Origin of the sequence: Aeromonas genomosp. paramedia (assembly GCF_023093515.1) — a bacterium.
Lineage (GTDB): Bacteria > Pseudomonadota > Gammaproteobacteria > Enterobacterales > Aeromonadaceae > Aeromonas.
Window position 1 is genome coordinate 1 of sequence record NZ_JAAROG010000002.1, and the last position, 21,743, is coordinate 21,743.

The 21,743-nt window shown below is 62.0% G+C and carries 21 protein-coding genes; 10 read left to right on the plus strand and 11 right to left on the minus strand.

All coding sequences use genetic code 11. From position 1 onward, the window contains the following. Positions 1-338 precede the first annotated feature (338 nt). Positions 339-971 carry a LysE family translocator gene (locus HB860_RS02100; protein WP_247625602.1) on the plus strand — a complete coding sequence of 211 codons (633 nt, stop codon included), beginning with the start codon at positions 339-341 and terminating at the stop codon, positions 969-971. Positions 972-1,058: 87 nt separating this feature from the next. Here the strand turns inward: HB860_RS02100 and fis are convergent, their stop codons facing one another. Both fis and dusB read right to left on the minus strand, forming a co-directional pair. Next, positions 1,059-1,355 (minus strand): DNA-binding transcriptional regulator Fis, encoded by a 297-nt coding sequence (gene fis / locus HB860_RS02105; protein ID WP_005309538.1) that lies wholly within the window; start codon positions 1,353-1,355, stop codon positions 1,059-1,061. 25 nt (positions 1,356-1,380) lie between these two features. Further along, a complete protein-coding gene (gene dusB / locus HB860_RS02110; RefSeq protein WP_111911924.1) occupies positions 1,381-2,346 on the minus strand; it encodes a tRNA dihydrouridine synthase DusB in 966 nt (321 codons plus the stop codon). Positions 2,347-2,638: 292 nt separating this feature from the next. Between dusB and HB860_RS02115 the strand changes: the two genes are divergently transcribed. From HB860_RS02115 to HB860_RS02130, 4 genes are all read left to right on the plus strand, one after another. Beyond that, positions 2,639-4,045, plus strand: coding sequence for a TolC family protein (locus tag HB860_RS02115; protein WP_162519328.1), 1,407 nt, complete (start codon positions 2,639-2,641; stop codon positions 4,043-4,045). A gap of 73 nt (positions 4,046-4,118) precedes the next feature. After that, positions 4,119-5,123, plus strand: coding sequence for an HlyD family secretion protein (locus tag HB860_RS02120; RefSeq protein ID WP_202046660.1), 1,005 nt, complete (start codon positions 4,119-4,121; stop codon positions 5,121-5,123). Beyond that, positions 5,123-6,265, plus strand: a complete 1,143-nt coding sequence (locus HB860_RS02125) for an ABC transporter permease (RefSeq protein WP_139439625.1) — start codon at positions 5,123-5,125, stop codon at positions 6,263-6,265. Before HB860_RS02120 ends, HB860_RS02125 begins: the two co-directional genes overlap by 1 nt. Next, positions 6,262-7,461 carry an ABC transporter permease gene (locus HB860_RS02130; protein WP_247625603.1) on the plus strand — a complete coding sequence of 400 codons (1,200 nt, stop codon included), beginning with the start codon at positions 6,262-6,264 and terminating at the stop codon, positions 7,459-7,461. Before HB860_RS02125 ends, HB860_RS02130 begins: the two co-directional genes overlap by 4 nt. A 79-nt stretch (positions 7,462-7,540) precedes the next feature. On the opposite strand, the gene HB860_RS02135 is transcribed toward HB860_RS02130, so the two are convergent. From HB860_RS02135 to HB860_RS02145, 3 genes are all read right to left on the minus strand, one after another. Continuing rightward, positions 7,541-8,176 carry an SDR family oxidoreductase gene (locus tag HB860_RS02135; RefSeq protein WP_247625604.1) on the minus strand — a complete coding sequence of 212 codons (636 nt, stop codon included), beginning with the start codon at positions 8,174-8,176 and terminating at the stop codon, positions 7,541-7,543. 125 nt (positions 8,177-8,301) lie between these two features. Further along, positions 8,302-9,156 carry a DnaA ATPase domain-containing protein gene (locus HB860_RS02140; protein WP_043133064.1) on the minus strand — a complete coding sequence of 285 codons (855 nt, stop codon included), beginning with the start codon at positions 9,154-9,156 and terminating at the stop codon, positions 8,302-8,304. 66 nt (positions 9,157-9,222) lie between these two features. Next, positions 9,223-9,897 (minus strand): DnaT-like ssDNA-binding domain-containing protein, encoded by a 675-nt coding sequence (locus tag HB860_RS02145; protein WP_247625605.1) that lies wholly within the window; start codon positions 9,895-9,897, stop codon positions 9,223-9,225. A 311-nt stretch (positions 9,898-10,208) separates the two neighbouring features. On the opposite strand from HB860_RS02145, the gene HB860_RS02150 reads away from it, so the two are divergent. Beyond that, the gene (locus HB860_RS02150) at positions 10,209-11,180 is read left to right on the plus strand and encodes a response regulator (protein ID WP_234570412.1); all 972 of its coding nucleotides are present in this window, start codon (positions 10,209-10,211) and stop codon (positions 11,178-11,180) included. 72 nt (positions 11,181-11,252) lie between these two features. On the opposite strand, the gene HB860_RS02155 is transcribed toward HB860_RS02150, so the two are convergent. The 3 genes from HB860_RS02155 to HB860_RS02165 form a co-directional block, all read right to left on the minus strand. Further along, positions 11,253-12,650 (minus strand): peptide MFS transporter, encoded by a 1,398-nt coding sequence (locus HB860_RS02155; RefSeq protein ID WP_202046654.1) that lies wholly within the window; start codon positions 12,648-12,650, stop codon positions 11,253-11,255. 213 nt (positions 12,651-12,863) lie between these two features. Next, positions 12,864-13,775: a UTP--glucose-1-phosphate uridylyltransferase GalU gene (gene galU / locus HB860_RS02160; protein WP_139439632.1), complete on the minus strand. Its 912-nt coding sequence runs from the start codon at positions 13,773-13,775 to the stop codon at positions 12,864-12,866. A gap of 94 nt (positions 13,776-13,869) precedes the next feature. After that, the gene (locus HB860_RS02165; RefSeq protein WP_247625606.1) at positions 13,870-14,178 is read right to left on the minus strand and encodes a ComEA family DNA-binding protein; all 309 of its coding nucleotides are present in this window, start codon (positions 14,176-14,178) and stop codon (positions 13,870-13,872) included. A gap of 168 nt (positions 14,179-14,346) precedes the next feature. On the opposite strand from HB860_RS02165, the gene cysQ reads away from it, so the two are divergent. Next, positions 14,347-15,102, plus strand: a complete 756-nt coding sequence (gene cysQ / locus HB860_RS02170; RefSeq protein WP_247625607.1) for a 3'(2'),5'-bisphosphate nucleotidase CysQ — start codon at positions 14,347-14,349, stop codon at positions 15,100-15,102. Positions 15,103-15,194: 92 nt separating this feature from the next. Here cysQ and HB860_RS02175 read toward each other — a convergent pair whose 3' ends face one another. The 3 genes from HB860_RS02175 to HB860_RS02185 form a co-directional block, all read right to left on the minus strand. Further along, on the minus strand, positions 15,195-15,491 hold the full coding sequence (locus HB860_RS02175) for a YciI family protein (RefSeq protein ID WP_247625608.1): 297 nt from the start codon (positions 15,489-15,491) through the stop codon (positions 15,195-15,197). A gap of 24 nt (positions 15,492-15,515) precedes the next feature. After that, positions 15,516-16,067: a septation protein A gene (locus HB860_RS02180; RefSeq protein ID WP_247625609.1), complete on the minus strand. Its 552-nt coding sequence runs from the start codon at positions 16,065-16,067 to the stop codon at positions 15,516-15,518. Positions 16,068-16,141: 74 nt separating this feature from the next. After that, positions 16,142-17,713: an aminotransferase class V-fold PLP-dependent enzyme gene (locus tag HB860_RS02185; RefSeq protein WP_247625610.1), complete on the minus strand. Its 1,572-nt coding sequence runs from the start codon at positions 17,711-17,713 to the stop codon at positions 16,142-16,144. 234 nt (positions 17,714-17,947) lie between these two features. Between HB860_RS02185 and trhA the strand changes: the two genes are divergently transcribed. The 3 genes from trhA to HB860_RS02200 form a co-directional block, all read left to right on the plus strand. Beyond that, entirely contained in the window at positions 17,948-18,583 is a 636-nt protein-coding gene (gene trhA, locus HB860_RS02190) for a PAQR family membrane homeostasis protein TrhA (RefSeq protein ID WP_247625611.1), read from the plus strand. Between the two features lie 117 nt (positions 18,584-18,700). After that, the gene (locus HB860_RS02195; protein WP_247625612.1) at positions 18,701-20,362 is read left to right on the plus strand and encodes a putative transporter; all 1,662 of its coding nucleotides are present in this window, start codon (positions 18,701-18,703) and stop codon (positions 20,360-20,362) included. A gap of 222 nt (positions 20,363-20,584) precedes the next feature. Then, a partial coding sequence (locus HB860_RS02200) for a retention module-containing protein (RefSeq protein WP_247625613.1) occupies positions 20,585-21,743 on the plus strand: 1,159 nt, incomplete at its 3' end.

Below are 21,743 nucleotides of genomic sequence, written 5' to 3' on the forward strand. Positions count from 1 at the left end.
GTAGCGCCGATGGTAGTGTGGCATTCGCCATGCGAGAGTAGGACACTGCCAGGCACCCAATACAAGAAACCCCGCTCGATGAGCGGGGTTTTTTATTGCCTGACATTCTGTGCTTCAGCACCGATTTTCTGATGGTTCAGAGGATGCCCAGGTCATCTGATCCAAATACATGGCCCGTTGTTTACCCACTTGCTTACCTTTCGACTCTTCTACTCTCTCCACCAACCCTGATCGCCCTTGGTTATGCCTCCTGCCTATGTTCACTATTGCCGTAACGGGGGAGTGACAAGACGGGCTGGATCCATAGACTGTGAGTTTCATCGGCAAGGGAGCTGTGTATGTTGGGGATCCACGATCTGGCGTTGTTTATCGTTTCTGGCCTGCTGTTGAACATGATGCCGGGGCCGGACTCCCTGCTCATCATGCTGCGCAGTGGCTCACAAGGCTGGCGAGCGGGCTCGGTGGCCGCACTGGGCATAGGCACGGGCACCATGGTGCATGTGCTGGCGGCGGCGCTGGGGCTGTCTGCGCTGCTGAGTGCCTCTGCCGAGCTGTTCGCCGTCATCAAGCTGATGGGGGCGCTCTATCTGGTCTATCTGGGGATTTCTCTGCTCAGGCAAGGTGCAAGCTCATCCGTTGCGAGCGAGCCCGCGGTATCGCTGCCTGCGCTCTCTTATGGGCGCATCTTCCGGCAGGGGTTGCTCACCAATGTGCTCAACCCAAAGGTCGCGCTCTTCTTCCTCGCCTTTGTGCCTCAGTTCATCGCCCCCGATGCGCCGCAGAAGGCGCTGGCGTTTATCGTGCTGGGTTGCATCTTCAACCTCAACGGGATGATCTGGTGCCACCTGCTGGCCTTCTCGACCGCCTATGCGAGTCGCAAGGTGCGCCTGCCTGCCCGGCTGGCACGCTGGCTCAATCGCCTGATGGGGGGGCTGTTCGTGGGACTCGGCATCAAGCTGGCCGTGGAGTAAGGCGCTGTCAGGAACGTCGGCCATAGAAAAAGGCGTATCCCATCGCTGGGATACGCCCTTATCTGCACTGCAGCAGGATGACTGGAATCAGTTCATGCCGTAGCGCTTGAGTTTCTTGCGCAGGGTGCCACGGTTGATGCCCATCATCACGGCGGCGCGAGTCTGGTTACCACGGGTGTACTGCATGATCACGTCCAGCATGGGGGCTTCGACTTCGGAGAGAACCATATCGTACAGATCAATCACTTCCTGACCGTTCAACTGGGCCAGGTAGTTACGCAGGGCCTGTTGCACAGAGTCACGCAGGGGGCGCTGGGTCGGCTCGGCAGCGTGATTGTGAGTAGTTGTTACCAATGCATCAGAAGTCAGGGTTTGTTCGAACATATTCGGTCGGCTCTTTAGTTATGCGTTAACCTAATCCATCGAAATACATTTCAAGCGCGTTCAACTGTGCGTCTGCACAATCCAGGGCATTGAAGTGCTTACGGAATTCTCGGCCCGTCTCTTCTTCATCCAGATACCAGCCCACGTGTTTACGGGCAATGCGCGCTCCCAGATATGCACCGTAAAACTGGTGCAGGTTGGTAACATGCTCGTTCATCAGGGTGCGAACCTCTTCCCTGTCGGGAGGCGGCAGCTTGGTGCCCGTCTCAAGAAAATGACGGATTTCCCGGAAAATCCAGGGTCGTCCTTGCGCAGCACGGCCGATCATCACGGCGTCGACGCCGGTATAGTCGAGGACATACCGGGCCTTCTCCGGGCTGTCTATGTCGCCATTGGCGACAACAGGAATCGATACGGCCTGCTTAATCGCCCTGATAGTGTCGTACTCCGCTTCACCCTTGTAGAGGCAGGAGCGGGTACGACCATGCACGGCAAGGGCCGCGATACCGCAATCTTCGGCGATTCGGGCGATCTCCTCGCCATTGCGGTTATCCGGATCCCATCCTGTGCGGATCTTCAAGGTGACAGGTACCTCTACTGCATTCACCACGGCCTGGCAGATGGATCTGACCAGATCGGGTTGGCGCAGCAGGGCGGAGCCTGCCAACTTTTTATTCACTTTTTTTGCCGGACATCCCATGTTGATGTCGACGATCTGAGCGCCCTGCTCCACGTTGTAGCGGGCAGCAAACGCCATCATCTCGGGGTCGGCTCCGGCAATCTGGACCGATCGCAGTCCGGTTTCGGCAGAGTGGCCCATTCTCATCCTGGTTTTCTGGGTATCCCAGACATCCGGGTTGGCCAGCAGCATCTCGGAAACGGCCATGCCTGCTCCCAAACGTAAACAAAGTTCACGAAATGGTCGGTCTGTAACACCGGCCATGGGGGCCACGATCAAGGGAGTTTCAAGCGTGTGGGGACCTATCTGCATTCCACGGTTACCATCGGCTTAGGGCGGCGTATATTACGCATTTTTTAGTCAGGAGAAAAGGTTAGTATTTGAGCGTCAGCCATTTTTTTCTGAAAAAAACGTCGCGCCAAGGCTTGCAAATTCAGGAGTGCTTGAAAATCAGACATATTGTCTGGGACCATGGTCAGGGTCAAATGAGTGAGGGACTCGGTGATTTGGCAGTCTCTTTCCGGGGCCTGTTTACGCTATGATAGCGAGCCTGAATCGAGCAAAGGCTCCACACAATTTTATTACAAACATAAATTGGGGATGTATGACGTCAAGGTTCATCAAATTGCTCTGCCCGGGCCTGCTGGGAGCCATGCTGGGCTCGGCGCAGGCGCAGACCGTCAGCTTCACCGAGGCCTGGAGCCGGGTCATCCAGCAGGATGACGGCCTGGCGGCGGAGCAGGCCGGGGTGGCGCGGGCAGAGCAACTGCGCGAGGCGGCCAAGGGCATGTACCTGCCCAAGGTGGATGTGGGGGCCAGCTATACCCACCTCGATCAGCCGATGGAGCTGGACATGCTGGATCTGAATCCCATCGCCAATCACCCGGAATTCGGCAAGGTGCTGGGCCCCGTCATGCAGGCGCTCAACCTCAGCCCCAGCGACTTCGTCACTCCCCTCACCAAGCAGAACGTGGTGACCAGCTCGGTCAAGATGCTGTGGCCCCTCTTCACCGGCGGGCGCATCGATGCGGCCCAGGACATCCGCCAGGCGCAGGTGAGCGAGGCACAGCAGTTGCTGGTACTCAAGCAGCAGTCCACCTTCGAGAGCCTCTCCCAGACTTACTTCGGCGTGGTGCTGGCGGCCCAGGTGGTGCAGACCAAGCAGGAGATCGAACAGGGGCTGGCCCACCACCTGGATCATGCCAAAAAGCTCGAAGCCCAGGGCCAGATAGCCAAGGTCGAGCGACTCTCCGCCCAGTCGGCCTATGACAGGGCACGCATCGATACCCAGAAGGCGCGGCGCAGCCTGGAGATAGCCCAGCTGGCCCTAGGCCACATGCTCAAGCTCAAGCAGGCGGAGCCCAACACCCGGCTCTTCATCAACGAGGGGATGCCGCAGCTCACCCCCTTCGTGGAGGAGACCCTGGCGGTGCACCCCGGCCTCAAGTTGCTGGCGGCCAAGAAGGAGCAGGCCCAGGGCATGATCAAGCTGGAGAAGGGCAAATACGCCCCCGAGCTCTTCCTGTTTGGCAACTACAACCTCTATGAAGATGACTCCATCGTGTCCAAGACCACGCCGGACTGGCTGGTCGGGGTCGGGGTCAGCATGCCGCTGGTGAGCCGCGACGGCCGCTCCGAGACGGTGCAGGCGGCCAAGAGTGCCGAGCTGCAGGTCAATCTGCTGCAGGCCAAGACCCGCCAGGATTTGGAGCTGCTGGTCGAGAAGACCTGGCGCGAGGCGGCGCAGGGGCTGGAGGAGTATCATGCCCTCTCCTCGACCCAGGCCCTGGCGGAGGAGAACGTGCGGCTGCGGGACAAGGCATTCGGCCAGGGACTCTCCACCTCCCTGGATGTGGTGGATGCCCAGAGCCAGCTGGCCGGGGTCAAGACCCAACGTGCCGCCGCAGCCTACCAATACGTGGTCTCCCTGGCCCGCCTGCTGGCGCTCTCGGGGCAGATGAACAGTTTCAATCAATATCAGCATGGTCAGGCGATAGAGGTGAATTCATGACTTCGACCCAGCAGGTCCATCTGTCCACCACTGTGTCGACCGCCAAGGGTCGCCCTTTTGTCGAGGTGAATTCATGAGTCATCCCCCCATCAAGAAGAAGATGAGCCAGGGCAAGCCTTGGTTGCTGCCACTTGCCCTGGTGCTGCTGGTCATCTGGCTGGGCTGGCGTTTCTGGCTGGCCTATCAGCCGGAGCCGGTGCGCCTGCAGGGCCAGATTGAGGCGCAGCAGTACTCTGTCTCCTCCAAGGTGGCGGGGCGCATCGACGAGGTGCTGGTGAAGAAGGGGGATCAACTGGCCAAGGGTCAGCTGGCGTTCACCCTGGCGAGCCCCGAGATCGAGGCCAAGCTGAGCCAGGCCAAGGCTGGTCAGGCGGCCGCTGGTGCCATGGCGCAGGAGGCCGAGAAGGGGGCGCGGGCCCAGCAGATAGCCGCGGCCAAGGATCAGTGGCAGCAAGCCAAGGCGGCCGCCCTGCTTCGTGGCAAGACCTATGAGCGTATCGCCAGCCTGCATCGGGACGGCGTCATGCCGCTGCAAAAGCGTGACGAGGCCTGGACGGCCTGGCAGGCGGCCAAATACAGCGAAGGCATGGCCTGGCAGCAATATCAGATGACCCTGGAAGGGGCGCGGGAGGAGACCAAGGTCGCGGCGCGGGAGCAGGCCAAGATGGCGGCAGGCGGGGTGGCCGAGGTAGAGGCCTATCTGGCGGACACTCGCATCGCCAGCCCGCACGAGGGGGAAGTCGCCCAGGTGCTGCTGCGCAGCGGCGAGCTGGCGCCCCAGGGCTTCCCTGTGGTGACCCTGCTCGACATGAAGGATGCCTGGGCCCAGTTCCATGTACGCGAGGATCTGCTGCCCCGTTTCCCGGTCGGCACCGAGTTTGATGCCCGCATCCCGGGCCTTGGCGATCAGACTGTGCGCTTCAAGGTGTCCCATGTGGCCGCGATGGGGGATTTCGCTACCTGGCGAGCCACAGACACCCGTCAGGGGTTCGACATGAAGAGCTTCCAGGTGGAGGCGCGCCCCTTGCAACCGGTTGAGGGGTTGCGGGTTGGCATGAGCGTGCTGGTCGAACTCTGATGGGACGCGAATGGCGGCTGCTGTGGCAAGACCCTTTCAGCCGGGCCCTGACCAGCTGGATCCCGCTGCTGCTGATCGGGCTCTTGTGCTGGATCTTCTCGGCGGGGCTGGCGCGGGATCTCAAGGTGGGTCTGGTGGATCTGGATCGCAGCACCCTCTCCCGCCAGCTTGCATTTTCGCTGGATGGCTCGGCCGGGCTCAAGATAGCGCAGCAGTTTGACACCATAGACGAGGGTGCCAGGGCCCTGCGTGGAGGGGACATCTATGCCCTGGTGGTGATCCCCAACCACCTGGAGCGGGATGCCCGGGAGGGCACCCAGCCCAGGGTGACAGTGTTCAACAACGGCCAGTTCATCCTGATCGCCAAGCTGGTCAACGCGGCCCTGGCCCAGGTGGTGGGCACCCTCAACGGTCAGGTGGGCGTGCTGGAGGCCATGGCCGACGGCAAGGCGCTGCCCGGGGCGCTGGGGCAATCCGTGCCCATCGCCAGCCAGGTGACGGCGCTCTACAACATCAACTCCAGCTACGCCCAGTTTCTGCTGAGTGCCCTGCTGCCCGCGGTGTGGCAGATCCTGGTGGTGCTCTATGGCCTCAATGCCCTGGCCCGCACAGATCGACTCGGCCTGGACTGGACCACCAGAGGGGTCTGGTTCGGCCTCTGGCGCACCCTGCTGCCCCATGTGCTCATCGGGTGGGGGTGGGGGCTGGCGTGGAGCCTGCTGCTGTTCAAGGCGCTGGGTTATCCCATGCAGGGGAGCTGGCTGGTGCTGACGCTGGGTCTGGGGCTGGCCTCGGCTGCCTGCGTCAGCATGGGAGCCTTCTTCTACGGCGTCATCCGGGATCCGGCCCGGGCGCTCTCCCTGGCGGGCGCCTACACGGCGCCTGGGTTCGCCTTCATGGGGGTCACCTTCCCGGTCAGCGCCATGGGGGATGTGGCCCAGTTCTGGCGCAGCCTGCTGCCCATCTCCCACTATGTCGAGCTGCAGATAGGCCAGACCAACTACGGCCAGCCGTTGACGGCTGCCTTGCCCCAGTTCGGCGCCCTGCTGCTGTTCCTGCTGCCGCTGCTGCTGGTCGTGCGGCGCTATCAACCCCAGGCCCATGCTGCCCGCCAGCTGGCCACCAAGGAGCCTGAATCATGATGGGTTTCTGGGATCTGGTGCGTCTCGAGTTGCGCACCCTGCTGGCGGACAGGGCCATCATGCTGACTCTGTTTGGCGGCGTCTTCTTCTACTCCTTCCTCTATCCGCAGCCCTATCTGCATCAGTTGCCTCGCGAAGAGGCTGTGGTGGTGGTCAACGATGACGGCAGCCAGCTCTCCCGTCAGCTGGAGTTCATGGCCGATGCGACGCCTCAGGTGAAACTGGTGGCTCGGGTCGACAGCCTGACACCGGCGCGGGAGTGGATGCTGACCGGCAAGGCGAGCGGCATACTGCACATTCCCCGTCACTTCTACCGGGATCTGATGCTGGGCAAGAGCGTCACCCTGGGTTATGCCGGCGACGCCTCTTACTTCCTGGTCTACGGCACCATAGCCGAGGGGCTGGCCCAGGCCGGAGGCACCCTGGCCGCTCAGATCAAGGTAGCCCGGCTGCTGAGCCACGGCGAGGCGCTGCCCCAGGCGGCCATGGGCTGGAATGCGGTCGGGCTCAACGTGGTGCCTGTGTTCAACCCGTCCATGGGCTATGTGAACTACGTGGTGCCGGCGGTCTTCGTGCTGATCCTGCACCAGGTGCTGCTGATGGGCACCGGCATTCTGGGGGCGACCCAGAACCAGCGAAGCGGGCGAGGGGAGCACGGCTATTGGCAGCAGGCGCCCGTGCTGGCGTTGCTGCTGGCCCGCACCCTGGTGGTGGGGGGGCTGTTCGTGCTGCCGGTGACCTACTTCTTCGGCTTCTGCTTCGACCACTACGGCATAGCCCGCACCGCAGAGCCGGCCGCCTTGTGGCTGTTCACCCTGCCCTTCCTGCTGGCCACCACCTGGCTCGGGGTGGTGCTGGGGGCTCTGTTTACCCGTCGCGACCTGCCGACCCAGGTAGTGCTCATCTCCTCGCTGCCGCTGGTCTTCCTCGCCGGCTTCATCTGGCCGCTGGAGCTGATCCCGACCCCCCTCAACTGGCTGGCCCAGTGGGTGCCGAGCACGCCTGCCATAGAGGGATTCCTGCGCCTGAACCAGATGGAGGCCGAGTTCAGCCAGGTGTCGCGCTACTGGTGGCAACTCTGGGGGCTGGCACTGCTTCATGGCGGCCTCGCCTGCCTGCTGCTGCGCTGGCGTCAGCGGTCGCTGCCGGTTGCCAACCCGGTGGCAAGCGACACGGCCGCCAGCCAGGCGAGATAACGCGGCGGCTAGAGAGTGTGAAACGGTCAGCCCAAGGGCTGACCGTTTTTTTTATGTGCTGTATTGGGTTGTGGATGGCTCAGGCGCGATGGAGCTCGGGATCGCCGATGGCGTAGATCTGCCCTAGCGCAGCCTCGTCGGCCAGCAGGCGCAGCCCATGGGCGGCCACATCGGCGCGGCGCACCAGTCCGTGCACCTCCTTGCCCTGGCTCAGCTCGGCACGGCCGGTGGCCTCCCCATCCTGCAAGCCGGCCGGCCTGAGGATGGTCCAGTCGAGCGCGCTGGTCTGCAGCCAGCTCTCCGCCAGGCTCTTCAAGCGCACCTCGTGACCAAACGCCGCCCTGGCCCGCTCGGGCAGGTATTGCCAGCTGTCGCCGCAGCCGAGGGAGGTCACCAGCAGCAGGCGGGTGAGCCCGGTCTGCTCCATGGCGTCGATGACGTGGCGGTTGCCCTGATAATCCACTGGTTGCGGCTGACGGAAGCTACCGAGGGTGGAGAGGACCCGGGTACCCGGGCCCGCTTGCGCGCAAGCCTGCTGCACGGCGGCCGAGTCCAGCGCATCCCCTTCGATGGCTTCGACTCCCAGGGTGCGCAGCTCGGCGGCCATCGCCGGGTTACGGACCAGGGCCAGGACCCTGTGACCCTGGCGAAGGGCGTGTTCGGTGAAGGCGCGGCCCAGCCCGCGGCTGGCTCCGAAGATGAGTGTGGTTGGCATTGTGCTGCTCCCTGTGGCGAAAGGGTCAGCCTAAAGGGTTGGCATGGCGCTGTAAATGAGAGTTGTTTTTATTTGAGAAGGGGGAAATGCGGCGAGCCCGGGCCAGTGGCCGGGCTCGCACTGGATCAGCCGTTGTAGTGGCCTATGCTGGGGCGACGACTGGGGCCGCTCAGGTGGATATCCACCGGGTTGAACGCCTTGATCGCCTCGAAGCTGAAGTCACCTATGGCCTGATGCAGGCTCTGGGGACTGTGGTTGGTGATGATGATGACGCTCTTCGAGAGGTTGCGGCGGCGGCGCAGCAGGTGGCCGAGGAAGCTGGACTGGCTCTCCGCCATCTTGGCGCGGTTGGCCGCCACTTCGTCGATGATCAGCAGATCCACCTCTTCCAGGGCGCGGCGGTACTGGTTGCGCTCCTCCTGATCCTGGATGACGTTGAAGAAGAGCCTGTCCACGATGGAGGCCCACTGCTGGAAGATCACCGATTTCTGATGGCGTTCGATCAGCTCGTGGGCCACGGCGCCCGCCAGGGTGGACTTGCCGGTGCCGTAGTCGCCATAGATGAGCATGCAGCCACCGCCGCTTTTCTCCCAATGCTCGAAGCCGCTGATGAAGTAGCGGGCCGTCTCTATGGGGTATTGCAGCGCGGGGTCGCCGGCATCCATCTTCTCGAAGATCCAGTCCGGGTTGAGGTCGGCCTGGGCGATCAGCTTCTGGATCCGCTCCTGGCGCGCCGCCTTCTGCAGTTCGCGCACCTCGGCATTGGCCTTGGCGTCGTACTCCTTGCGCAGAGTCTCGTAGTCGTACTGGCCACCGCCGGTCTGGGCCTGCAGGCGGCGGATGCGCTCGAGCAGACCGCCCACGTGCTGGCTCAGCTCGGGATCGTGCACGCGATGATCCTGTTTGGCCTTGGCGATCCTGCGGCGCTTGGCCTCGATCTCTTCCAGCTCCTGGCGCAGCGGGTCGTGCGGATCTGTCATGGAATACTCCTTCTGCTGGGGCTGGGGTGGCAAGGGGTTAATAGTGCCTGCTGCGGGCATCCGGGATCAATCATTGTCCGGCTCCTCGGTCTGGGCCAGCCGCTTGGCGGCCTCGATCATCTCCTGCGCCCGCTTGCTCGGCCCCGAATCGACGGGGGCCGGGGTGACCTGCTGATAACCGGCCACCTCGGTCGGCTGGCGCCTTGTGTATCGCCGGCTCTTGAGGGTCCGGATGAACTTCAGCATCCACTGATGCTGGGAGTCGAACACCTCGGGGCGACCCAGCCAGTAGGCGATGAACTCTCCCAGATCCTCTTCGCTGTAGCTGGCATCGATCACCCCGCACAGGCGGGCGAGGGCGGGCAGCTCTTCATCCGGCCGCCAGTGCAGATGCATCTGGAACGGGCGCTCCGGCAGCGGGCTGCGCACCCGCTGGCTCAGCAGGGGCAGCTGGAAGGGACACTGATGGTAGTGCTCACTGTCCACCTGTGCCTCGACCTGCAACAATTCGGCCTCCATCAGCTCATCGAGCAGTTCGGTGAGCTGGCGGGCATTGACCTGATAGCAGAACCCGCTGGGATTGCCCGGATCGACCACCGCCAGGGCGCGCCCGAGTTCGGGATAGTTGAGCCTGGGCAGCCGATTCTCCAGCACCAGCCGGCGCAGTTGCAGGGTGTAGAGGCTGCGTGCCGGGTGGGAGAGTCTGGGATGGGCGAGGGCGCTGTATTCGGCTGGCGTCATGGTCTGCTTCACGATCTGGAGTGGGGGGCATTATCCCTCATGGCGGGGTCGCATACAATTCACTGTGCCCATGGATGGCTGCCTGATGATGCCGCGGTGCCCCTTCATCCCGTGGTGAATGGGGCGCAGCCCTCCCGTTTGGCAGGGAAGCGGCATAAATTGCTGACAAAATAATCAGTCCATTTCAAATGCTTGGATGGCTGACTGGCCATTTGAAGGGGCTGCCCGGCAATATTGGGTGGCGAGATGGCGCTCCCATGATCTAGGCTTAGTGCTCAAATAACCGTTTGACTAATAAGAGCTTTGTCAAGATGTCAAAAGCCGGACTACGGATCTTGGTGGTGGAGGATGAAGCGGTTTTTCGCCACTCGCTGGTCACTTATCTCGAGCATGATGGGGCCTGTGTCTTTCAGGCCGAAGATGGAATCGAAGGGCTCTCGGCAGCCGCACTCTATCACCCCGATATCGTGTTATGCGATCTGAACATGCCCAACATGGATGGGCATGAGGTGATCGCCTGCCTCGCGGCCCGCTACCCCGAGGTGCCTGTCATCGTCATCTCGGGTCAGGACCAGATGGCCGCCATCGAGCGGGCGTTGCGGGCGGGGGCGAGCGACTTCTTCATCAAGCCGGTGGATGACTATGGCCAGATCCGGCGCAGCATAGATCAGTGCCTGACGAGCAACGCCCACCAGAGCCAGCAACTGGAGCTGATGGAGCACATCGACTTCTTCCGGGCCCACGATCTGGCGTCCAGCCGCCTGCTGGCCTGGCTGGCACCACCTGGCATGCAGGAGTGGGGGCCCTGGCAGGTGACGTTCGCCGGCATGGGCAATCTGTTCATTCCCGACACCTTCAAGCTGGACGACAAGCTGCTGGTGCTGGTGATGGAGCTGCCCATCCTGGGGGTGGATGCCGCCTTCTGCGGCGCCCTGGTGCGCTCCTTGATGAACGGGCCCTATCGCCAATACCAGCAGCAGGAGAGCCAGCTGCTGACCCAGCCCCACAGGTTGCTCGACTACCTCAATCTGCAACTGCTGGAGTCGGGTCTGCGCCACTCCTTTTCCATGGCGGCATTGCTGTTCGATCAGGAAGACGGACTGGTGTTTGCCAATGCGGGCCTCACCTCTCCCCACTGGCTGATGCGCTCGGGGGGATTGCCGCTCGGGCTGATGCGCAGCAGCCGCTATGGGTTGCACAAGCGCAGCTGGCACGAGCCCTTCGAGCTGCAGTTTCGCAGCGACAACGGCAGCGCCCTGAAGATGCAGGTTCGTCATCATTGAGGCCGGCTTTAGAGCCGAAACAAACAGGGCGCCCAATTGGGCGCCCTGTTTGCGTTGTGCTGTCCGGACCGATTAGACGGCGGCGGATTGCAGCTTCTTGTCGTGCTCGTCGGCCTCTTTGGCAGGGCCTTCGGCGCCGTGCATCCAGTAGACCAGGCGGTTCGCCATGGTCAGCAGGATCAGGGCGCTGATCACGGCGGCCAGGGCGATGCCACCGAAGATGGCGATCGGGCCCGCTTCACCGACGAAGGAGCCGATGAAACCGGCTGCATAGTTGGCCAGGGCGACGAAGCCGAACCAGGCACCCATCATCAGGGAGGCCAGGCGCAGCGGTGCCAGCTTGGTGACCATGGAGAGGCCGATGGGGGAGAGGCAGAGCTCGCCCAGGGTGTGGAACAGGTAGGCACCGACCAGCCAGAACATGGAGGTCTTGACCGCCTGATCGCCGCCTTGCTCCAGCACGGCACCGATCATGAAGAGGAAGCCGACGGCCAGGAACAGCAGACCCATGGCGAATTTCACCGGGGAGTTCGGTTCCTTGCTGCCGAGCTTGATCCAGATGGCGGCCACGATCGGGGCGAGCGTGATGATGAAGAAGGGGTTCAGGGACTGGAACCAGGCGGTCGGCACTTCGAAGCTGCCGATCATGCGGTCGGTATATTCCTGTGCATACAGGTTCATCAGACCACCGGCCTGCTCGAAACCGGCCCAGAAGATGATGGTGAACAGACCCAGCACCAGGATGACCTTGATGCGATCCACTTCCTGCTTGGTCAGCGGGGCCTTCTGCTCCTTGGAGCGCTGCTCTGCGGCGCGCTGGGCAGCCGGCACGCGGCCGATGTCGCCGAGGAAGCGCTGGGCCATAGTGGCTTGCACCACCAGAGAGAGCAGCATGCCGATACCGGCGCTGACGAAGGCAGCTTGCCAGCCGTAGGCGGTGGCGGCGGCACCACAGATCACCCCTGCCAGCAGGGAGCCCAGGTTGATGCCCATGTAGAAGATGGTGAAGGCACCGTCACGACGGTGGTCACCTTCCTGATACAGGTCGCCCACCATGGTGGAGATGTTCGGTTTGAACAGACCGTTACCCAGGATCAGCAAGCCAAGGCCCGCGTAGAAGACGGTGTTAACCATGTCCGGGAACATGGCGTGGGGCAGGGCCAGGGTAAACTGACCCGCGGCCATGAAGATGGCACCGATCAGGATGGCGCGGCGTTGACCGAGGAAGGTATCGGCCAGCCAGCCCCCGATGATCGGGGTGATGTAGACCAGACCGGTATAGATGCCGTACAGCTTGAGGGCGTCGGCCTGGGTCCAGCCCATGCCGCCGTTGGCCGTCATGTCGGTCAGATAGAGGACGAGCACGGCACGCATGCCGTAGTAGGAGAATCTCTCCCAGAGTTCGGTACTAAAGAGCAAAAAGAGCCCTTTAGGGTGACCTAAAAAGGTCCCTTTGGACGGGTTATTCATTGGAACTTCCACCTGTGTCTTATATTTTTTTAGAAATTTTATGCAAGGGCTAGGAACAAGCCATATTCCTTATAAAACAAGCAGGATTGAATTACAACGAGAGCTTTTGACGATATTTTATCTATCAATGGTTGAATTTTTGTTTATAAAATGAAAATGGGCATCGAATGATGCCCAGTCTTTTATTCTGTATGTTGCGTGAATTTTCAGCAATTACAACTGTTTGACGAACTGCTTGAGCCAGGCGGTAAATTCGCCGTCCAGTTCGCGGTGGCGCACCGCATATTCCACGTTGGCCTTCATGTAACCCAGCTTGCTGCCGCAATCGTGGCTGCGACCCTTCATGAAGTAGGCATTGACCTGCTCCTTTTCCATCAGCATGGCGATGGCATCGGTCAGCTGGATCTCGTCGCCCGCCCCGGCGGGGGTCTTCTCCAGCAAGGGCCAGATGTTGGCGGAGAGCACATAGCGGCCGACCACGGCCAGGTTGGAGGGTGCCTCGTCGCGCGGCGGCTTCTCGACGATGGCCTGCATCGGCAGTGACATGCCGGCGCTCAGGGCCTCGCCCTTGATGTCGGCGATGCCGTATTTGTCCACTTCGCTCTCGGGGACGGCTTCCACCATGATCTGGCTGATCTGGTCCGCCTCGAACATGTGCACCATCTCGGCCAGGTTGTCCTGCTTGAGATCGCTCGCCACCTCGTCGATCAGCACGTCAGGCAGCAGCACGGCGAAGGGGTGATCCCCGATCAGCGGGCGGGCGCACAGCACCGCATGGCCCAGGCCCTTGGCCTCGCCCTGGCGCACGTGCATGATGGTGACGTCTTTCGGGCAGATGTGCTGCACCTCTTCCAGCAGTTGGCGCTTGACCCGCTTCTCCAGGGTCGCCTCCAGCTCGAAGCTCTTGTCGAAATGGTTCTCGATGGAGTTCTTGCTGGAGTGGGTCACCAGGATGATCTCCTTGATGCCGGCGGCGATGGCCTCACGCACCACATACTGGATCAGCGGCTTGTCGACCACCGGCAGCATCTCTTTGGGGATGGCCTTGGTGGCGGGCAGCATGCGGGTACCCAGACCGGCAACGGGGAGGACGGCCTTGCGAACAACGAGGGGTGTCTTTTTCATGGAATGAGTCCGAAGATACAAAGTGGGCTCATGATACCCGAAGAAAAATAGGGCAGCCACAGGCCGCCCTCAGGATGATAGGGATTCAAACCGGTTACTTGACGATAATCATGTCCCGATTCGCATCCAGGGTGGCGGGCCCTATGCCGCTCACCTCCGCCAGCTGATCCACAGTAGTGAACTTGCCCTGCTTCTCGCGGTAATCGACGATGGCTTGCGCCTTCTTCTCGCCAACGCCCTTCAGCGCAGCGAGTTCATCGGCACTGGCGGTATTGAGGTTGATCTTGCCGGCCTCCTTGGCGCTGGTGGCCATGGTGGCCGGCTTGTCGGCGGCGAGCAGAGGCTGACTCAACAGGGGCAGACAACCCAGCAGCAGGGCGGCGATCAGAGTCTTTCGGTTCATTGCGTCACTTCCTTATGAAACTGCCTTAATGGCACATTTATCATTAGTCGTATTGCGCCACTTTTTGTCTGTCAGAACTAGCAAGGAATAACTCAGGCAAATCGGCTATAAGCTGGATACCTCCTCCTCAGTTACACTGGCTAACCATTTGAGCGAGATATCTTTTCTATGTTCTTACCCGCCATTTCCGCACTGGAGCCCATCGCCCGCGCCGCCGGTGACGCCATCCTGTCCATCTACCGTCAGCCCTTCGCGGTGGAGTACAAGCAGGACGAGAGTCCGCTCACCGCCGCCGATCAGGGAGCGCACGAGGTGATCGTGCAGGCGTTGGCCCGCTTGACGCCGGATATTCCCGTGCTGTCGGAAGAGTCGGACGCCGAGACGATGCAGGCACGGCGCGGCTGGTCCCGCTACTGGCTGGTGGATCCGCTGGATGGCACCAAGGAGTTCGTCTCCCGCAACGGCGAGTTCACCGTGAACATTGCGCTGATCGAGGAGGGCAGGCCGGTCTGGGGACTGGTCTATGCCCCTGTGCTGGACAAGCTCTGGTATGGCGGCAAGGGGGTCGGGGCCTGGCGTGTTGCCGATGGCCAGCATGAAGTCATCCAGACCCGCCCCCATAAGGATGGGCAAGCATGGCGCGTGGTGGGCAGTCGCAACCACCTGTCGCAGGCCACCCTCGACTATCTGGCTCCGTTTGGCGAGATAGAGCTGGTCTCCATGGGCAGCTCACTCAAGTTCTGCATCATCGCCGAAGGGGGCGCCGAGCTCTATCCGCGCCTCGCCCCTACCTGCGAGTGGGACACGGCGGCGGCGCAGGCGGTGCTGGAAGGAGCGGGTGGGTCCGTGACCCAGCTCGATGGCTCAGCGCTTGCCTACAACAAGCCGGATATCCTCAACCCCTGGTTTGTGGCGCGGGCCTGATTGCCGCTGCCAGGGCGCGCAGATGTAAAAAGGCCGGACAGTGTCCGGCCTTTTGCATTCTCGCGCTCAATATGATGCGAACCGGGCCCGGTTCAGAACACCTTCTTGAACGGCTTGATGGTCACCCTGGCATAGACGCCAGCCGCCACATAAGGGTCGGCATCGGCCCAGGCCTTGGCGTCGGCCTGGCTGGAGAATTCGGCGATGATTGTGCTGCCGGTGAAGCCCGCATCGGCCGGGTCCTCGGCATCTATGGCCGGATTGGGGCCGGCCGTCAGCAGGCGCCCCTCATCCTGCAGCGCCTGCAGACGGGCGAGGTGGGCAGGGCGAGCCAGCTTGCGCTGGGGCAGGCTGCCGGCGACATCTTCGGAGTAGATGAGATACCACATGAGAGGGTCCTTTTCTGATTGCGGTTATTTTTTCTGTTCTGCTTTTTGCTCGGCCGGCATGTGGCGATAGAGGTAGACGCCGCTCAGCAGGGTGAACACCAGCGTCATGCCCAGCAGGCCGAAGACCTTGAAGTTGACCCACATCTCCTGGGAGAGGTTGAAGGCCACATAGAGGTTGAGCAGGCCGCAGAGGGCGAAGAAGCCGACCCAGCCGAGGTTGACCTTGTCCCAGACGCGGTCGGGGGCTTGCAGCTCCTTGGCCAGCATCTGCTTGATGAGATTCTTGCCAAAGCCGTAGCGGCTGATGAGCAGGGCGAGGGCAAAGAGTGCATTGATGACGGTCACCTTCCACTTGATGAAGGTGTCGTCGTGGAAGAAGACGGTGAGGCCGCCGAAGAAACCGACCAGCAGGAAGGTAAACAGCTGCATCTTCTCGACCTTGCGATACCGAACCCAGCTGTAGAGCAGCTGGAGACCGGTGACCACCACCAGGGCGCCGGTGGCGGTGTAGATGTCGTAGAACTTGTAGACCGCGAAGAAGACGATCAGGGGAATGAATTCAATAAACTGCTTCATGCTGGGCTCTAACCTCAAAATTTCACTCAGTGTACCTGCCCGTTAGGCAACGGCAAATGAATAAGACCGTTCATTTAGTATGCAGTTCCCCGCTGCGGGGTCGCCACCCTAAGGATGGCACTGGCTGTCGGTTGTTCTGCCTGGTCGAACAGCTGGCTGGCAACGAGGCTGCCGAGTCGCAGCTGGTCATCCAGCAAGCCGCGGATATGGCGCTCCTCGATGAGAGGATTGAGCAGGACGGCGCGCAGCAGGGTGAGCGGCTGTGCGCCGTAGCGGCTCACCGCCCGCTGGGTGCGGGAGACGAAGCTGTGCCCCTCGGCGCGCTGGGCCTTTTGCAACGCCACGTTGAAGGCGTTGATCTGCTCGTTGGCCGCCTCGTCCAGGGCCTTGCCCTGCAGGTGAGGCGGAATGCAGCGATAGGAGAGCAGGTTCATCACGGGGGCCGACATCAGCTCGAAGGCGGGGTGGGCATCGATGAGCTCAGCCATCCGCCGTGCCCTGTCGTAATTGGCGTCGATAAGCTGGGCATAGCCCTGCTGGCCCAGCAGCTGGAAGGCGGCATCCAGATAGAGCGCGTTGGCGGGACGGGTGCCCTCCAGGGTGAAGCGGCCCTGATCGAAGGAGCTGGCGCGAATGGCGTAAGGGGCCTCCCGCTTCACCGTCATCATCAGATCCGGCTGGCGGCAGAGCAGCATGCCGGTACCGAGCGGTACCAGCAGCTGCTTGTGGCCGTCCAGGGTCACGGTATCGGCCTGCGCTATGCCATCCAGCAGGCCCTGATAGCGGGGTGAAAACAGGGTAGGGCCGCCCCAGGCGGCATCCACGTGAAAGTGGATCTGCTCGCGCCTGGCGATGGCGGCGAGCTCGGGCAGGGGATCGATGGAGCCGAAGTCCGTGCTGCCGGCGACCCCCACCAGGGCCAGCACCTTGAGCTTTTGCTCCCGGCATCGAACCAGCGCATGCTCGAGGGCCGAGAGGCAGAGCCGGTTGTCGGCATCCGTCTCGAGACGCCAGACGCGGCAAGCCCCCAGCCCCAGCAGATCCATCCCCTTGTCGAAGGAGTAGTGCATCAGCCTGGACCCCAGGATCACGGCGCCACGGTAGCCCTGCTCGTAGAGGGAAAACAGATCGTCGCCACAGGCCCGGTTGCGGGCCAGCCAGAGGGCGGTGACGTTGGCTATGGTGCCACCGCTGGTCATGACCCCGAGGGCGGCATCCTTGGCATGCATCTGCGCCTCGTAAAAGCCGTCGTCCTCCCGATAGACGAGGCGGTGCAGCTTGGCCAGCACCTCCCGCTCCAGGAAGCTGAGCAGGCGGGAGGACTCCATCTTCATCGGGTTCTGGTTGAGCATCACCAGCAGCCGGGAGAGCTCGGCGGTGAAGGCCGGCAGGGGCGCCGTCATGTGTCCCATGTAGTGGGGCGAGGTGAGATGGGAGGCACCGGGTACCAGGGCGGCGAGTCGCGTGAGGTACTCTGTCGTGCTTATGCCGCTGGCGGGCATGGACGACTGATCGAGCTGATGGACGAAACTGTCGCGCTGATAGGGGGCCTGACTGTCATCCGAGTGATGGAAGGTCTCCAGCAGGGCCGTCATGGCCTGGCCGAAGTCAGGATCCGGTTGTGTAAACAGTTCAGTCAGCTTCATCAGGTTCTCCAGACCAGCCTGTCGGGCAGAAAGTACCGGGCGCGCGCCGTGACGGACAGACACGGCCATCTGCGCGGGTGGCGTCGGCCGCAGAGCATACACCAAAGGGGCGGGGGGAACAGCCACCTCCTGACGGCGGGACTCCTCCTGGCCTGCCCCCTTTTATTTTGAGCTAACACTTGTAGCCTGAAACGTCGGCCGCTAGAGTGGATCGGGTTTTGGCTGGAGGTGGTGATGACGGATGTGACGGGGTATTCCCCACGGGAAGAGTGGGCCAATCGTCTCAGCCACGGGCTGGGGTTGCTGCTGGGGATCATCGGCCTGATCCTGCTGCTGCACAAGGGCTGGGATCAGGGTCCCCAGGCCTTGCTGAGCTACGCCCTCTACGGCACCAGCCTGGTGCTGCTCTATCTCGCCTCGACCCTCTACCACAGCATGGGATCGGCGGTGGCCAGACGCCGGTGCAAGCTGCTTGACCACTGCGCCATCTATCTGCTGATCGCCGGCACCTACACCCCCTTCCTGCTGGTGGCGCTCGATACCCCGCTGGCGCAGGGCTTGATGGTGGTGATCTGGGGGCTGGCCCTGGCCGGGGTGGTATTCAAGCTCCTGTTCATCAACCGCTTCAAGCGTCTGTCACTGTTCACCTATCTGATGCTGGGCTGGCTGTCCCTGGTGGTCGTCTATCAGCTTTATCTCCATCTGGATGGCACCGGGCTCCTGCTGCTGGGGCTTGGCGGGCTTATCTACAGCCTGGGTACCCTCTTCTATATGGCCAGGCAGATCCCCTACAACCACGCCATCTGGCATCTGTTCGTGCTGGGCGGGAGCCTCTGCCACTTTGTGGCCATCTATGGCTATGTCGCCTGATTAACCCTTAATTGGTATTTTTGCGCCCATGAAAGCCTGAATTCGTGCGGCATCCCACAGTTGCCCCCTTCGTTTGCTGACAAGCTAGGGTCAGTTCAGCTTGGAAAGGATGCAAAAATGAGTGAGATCGCGCTTTCCATCAGCATGTTGTCGCTGGTGGCGGTGCTGGGACTCTGGCTGGGAAACTGGCGAGTCTATGGCGTTGGTTTGGGGATTGGCGGTGTGCTGTTCGGCGGCATCATAGTGGGGCATTTTGCCGGGCTCTCCGGCCTGAAGCTGGATGAGCAAACACTTCATTTCATTCAAGAATTTGGTTTGATCCTGTTTGTCTACACCATAGGCATCCAGGTCGGGCCCGGCTTCTTCTCTTCCCTGCGCAGCTCGGGGCTCAAGCTCAATGGCTTCGCCGCCCTGCTGGTGCTGCTCGGCTGCGTGGTGGCCGCGGCGCTGCACCAGCTGTTCGACGTGCCGCTGCCGGTGATCCTCGGAGTCTTCTCCGGTGCCGTGACCAACACCCCTTCGCTGGGGGCAGGCCAGCAGATCCTGGCCGAGCTTGGGGCGGATCCGGGCTCCACCGGCCTGATGGGGATGGGCTATGCGGTTGCCTACCCGTTCGGGATCTGCGGGATCCTGCTCACCATGTGGCTCATTCGCATCTTTTTTCACGTCAAGATCGACGAAGAAGCTGCCGCGTTCGAGCAACAGGCGGGCAAGACCAAGGAGAGCCTGCAGACCATCAATATCGCGGTGCGCAACCCCAACATGCATGGCCTGATGCTCCGCGAGATCCCGAGCCTGGACGAGGCCGATGTCATCTGCTCCCGCCTCAAGCGCGGTGACGAACTGATGGTGCCCAAGCCCGACTCGCGCATCGAGCTCGGCGATCTGCTGCACCTGGTGGGGGAGCGCCACGCCCTGCACAAGGTGCTGCTGGTGCTCGGGGAGGAGGTGGATACCTCCCTCTCCACCCGGGGCACGGATCTGCGGGTCGAGCGGGTGGTGGTCACCAACGAGCAGGTGCTCGGCAAACGGATCCGGGATCTCGACATCAAGCAGAAATACGATGTGGTCATCTCGCGCCTGAACCGGGCCGGCATCGAGCTGGTTCCGACCAGCCAGACCAGCCTGCAGTTTGGCGACATCCTGAACCTGGTGGGGCGGCTCGATGCCATCGAGGCCGTGACCAGCGTGGTCGGCAACGTCCAGCAAAAACTGCAGCAGGTGCAGATGCTGCCGGTCTTCATCGGCATTGGATTGGGGGTATTGCTCGGCTCCATTCCCTTCTACCTGCCGGGCTTCCCGGCGGCCCTCAAACTGGGTCTGGCGGGCGGTCCCCTGGTGGTGGCCCTCATCCTGTCGCGCATCGGCAGCATCGGCAAGCTCTACTGGTTCATGCCGCCGAGCGCCAACCTGGCGCTGCGGGAGATAGGCATAGTGCTGTTCCTGGCGGTGGTGGGGTTCAAGTCAGGGGCCGGTTTCATTGACACCCTGATCAACGGGGATGGTCCCGCCTGGATGATGTATGGCGTGGCCATCACCCTGATCCCGCTGCTGGTGGTCGGGGTGCTGGCGCGCCACTATGGCAAGGTCAATTACCTCACCCTGTGCGGTCTGCTGGCCGGCTCCATGACGGATCCTCCCGCCCTGGCCTTCGCCAACGGCATGCACCCCACCAGTGGCGCCAGCGCCCTGTCATACGCGACCGTCTACCCCCTGGTGATGTTCCTGCGGATCATCTCTCCCCAACTGCTGGCCATCCTGCTCTGGGCCGGGGCCTGAGTCGACATGAAATGGGAGCCAATAAGGCTCCCATCTTGATGCTGCCATTTTTGATGATATTGATTTAACTAATTTTATTACCCTTCAAACACCCTTCGTTTTCGGCGCGAATCCAAGCCTCATTTCGGTCTGTTCGTTCGATTTTTCTCACTGGTATCTGGTCGGACTAACGGGCACATTGGAGGCTGGAAATCTATGCCCATTGATATTTCAGGAGAAACCATGAGCAGCAAGAGCATCGTACTGGATCAGGATGTCGTCGTTACCCAATTGCAAGGCAAAGTCTATCTGGTTGCCGCTGACGGGAGCCAGACGCTTCTTTCTGAAGGCGATGTGCTGCCCAGGGATGCCGTATTGCTTGCTCCTGAAGGGGCCAGCTTCCAGGGGGGGGAGACCACCTTCACCCTGAGCCCGAGCAACACTCCCGACTCTGAAGAGCCCCAGCTGGCACGGCAGGGGGATGTACCTGACGACATCGCCGCCCTGCAGCAGGCGATTCTGGCAGGGACTGACCCGACCCAGGCATTTGAAGCGTCGGCGGCGGGCGGGGCACCCGCTGCGGGCAACGTGGGCGGCGTTGCGGGTGCCAGCGGCAACGGCGGCTTCATCACCATCGACAGAACCGGTGATGCCACCATCTCAACCGCCGGCTTTGATTCCGCCAATCCGGACGATCCCGCTCCGCTGGCCGAAGTGCAGGATGACGAGGATGAGCTCCTCGATCTTGCCGCGCCCACCATCACGGTGTCTGCGCCGGACAACGTCAACGACAGCACCCCGACCCTCACCGGAACCACGGATGCCGCTCCCGGCAGCACTGTGACCCTGGTGGTGACCGGCGCCAACGGCAACCAGCAGACCCTGATCACCACCGTCAATCCGGATGGCAGCTTCAGCGTGAATGTGGGGACCCCTCTGCCGGACGGCGGCTATGACGTGACCGCCAGCGTGACCGATCCTGCCGGCAATACCGGCACCGCCACCGACGATGGCAGCGTCGACACCACGGCGCCTTCCATCACTGTGACTGCACCGGACAACACCGGCGACAGCACCCCGACCATCACGGGCACCACAAATGCCGCCCCTGGCAGCACAGTGACCCTGGTGGTGACCGACGTCAATGGCAACCAGCAGACGCTGACGGCCACCGTACAACCGGGGGGCAGCTACAGTGTGGACGTTACTACACCGTTAGCTGAAGGCCGTTATCAGGTGACGGTCAGCGTTACCGATCCTGCTGGTAATACTGCTAATGCTATTGACCAAGGTAGTGTTGACCCAACGACCATCGCCAAGGTGGGGGTGAGCAACGCCGACGCGAAAGCGGAAGAGGGCACCCCACTGACCTTCAAGGTGACCCTGAGCGCGGCGAGCGAGC

Coding starts and splice junctions, on each gene's coding strand:
- HB860_RS02165 (WP_247625606.1), bottom strand. CDS start 14,178: ATGAACCGAAAGACTCTGATCGCCGCCCTGCTGCTGGGTTGTCTGCCC.
- dusB (WP_111911924.1), bottom strand. CDS start 2,346: ATGCAGATAGGTCCCCACACGCTTGAAACTCCCTTGATCGTGGCCCCC.
- HB860_RS02155 (WP_202046654.1), bottom strand. CDS start 12,650: ATGAATAACCCGTCCAAAGGGACCTTTTTAGGTCACCCTAAAGGGCTC.
- cysQ (WP_247625607.1), top strand. CDS start 14,347: ATGTTCTTACCCGCCATTTCCGCACTGGAGCCCATCGCCCGCGCCGCC.
- HB860_RS02140 (WP_043133064.1), bottom strand. CDS start 9,156: ATGACAGATCCGCACGACCCGCTGCGCCAGGAGCTGGAAGAGATCGAG.
- HB860_RS02175 (WP_247625608.1), bottom strand. CDS start 15,491: ATGTGGTATCTCATCTACTCCGAAGATGTCGCCGGCAGCCTGCCCCAG.
- HB860_RS02130 (WP_247625603.1), top strand. CDS start 6,262: ATGATGGGTTTCTGGGATCTGGTGCGTCTCGAGTTGCGCACCCTGCTG.
- HB860_RS02100 (WP_247625602.1), top strand. CDS start 339: ATGTTGGGGATCCACGATCTGGCGTTGTTTATCGTTTCTGGCCTGCTG.
- HB860_RS02150 (WP_234570412.1), top strand. CDS start 10,209: ATGTCAAAAGCCGGACTACGGATCTTGGTGGTGGAGGATGAAGCGGTT.
- galU (WP_139439632.1), bottom strand. CDS start 13,775: ATGAAAAAGACACCCCTCGTTGTTCGCAAGGCCGTCCTCCCCGTTGCC.
- HB860_RS02135 (WP_247625604.1), bottom strand. CDS start 8,176: ATGCCAACCACACTCATCTTCGGAGCCAGCCGCGGGCTGGGCCGCGCC.
- HB860_RS02115 (WP_162519328.1), top strand. CDS start 2,639: ATGACGTCAAGGTTCATCAAATTGCTCTGCCCGGGCCTGCTGGGAGCC.
- fis (WP_005309538.1), bottom strand. CDS start 1,355: ATGTTCGAACAAACCCTGACTTCTGATGCATTGGTAACAACTACTCAC.
- HB860_RS02145 (WP_247625605.1), bottom strand. CDS start 9,897: ATGACGCCAGCCGAATACAGCGCCCTCGCCCATCCCAGACTCTCCCAC.
- HB860_RS02185 (WP_247625610.1), bottom strand. CDS start 17,713: ATGAAGCTGACTGAACTGTTTACACAACCGGATCCTGACTTCGGCCAG.
- HB860_RS02195 (WP_247625612.1), top strand. CDS start 18,701: ATGAGTGAGATCGCGCTTTCCATCAGCATGTTGTCGCTGGTGGCGGTG.
- HB860_RS02180 (WP_247625609.1), bottom strand. CDS start 16,067: ATGAAGCAGTTTATTGAATTCATTCCCCTGATCGTCTTCTTCGCGGTC.
- HB860_RS02120 (WP_202046660.1), top strand. CDS start 4,119: ATGAGTCATCCCCCCATCAAGAAGAAGATGAGCCAGGGCAAGCCTTGG.
- HB860_RS02125 (WP_139439625.1), top strand. CDS start 5,123: ATGGGACGCGAATGGCGGCTGCTGTGGCAAGACCCTTTCAGCCGGGCC.
- trhA (WP_247625611.1), top strand. CDS start 17,948: ATGACGGATGTGACGGGGTATTCCCCACGGGAAGAGTGGGCCAATCGT.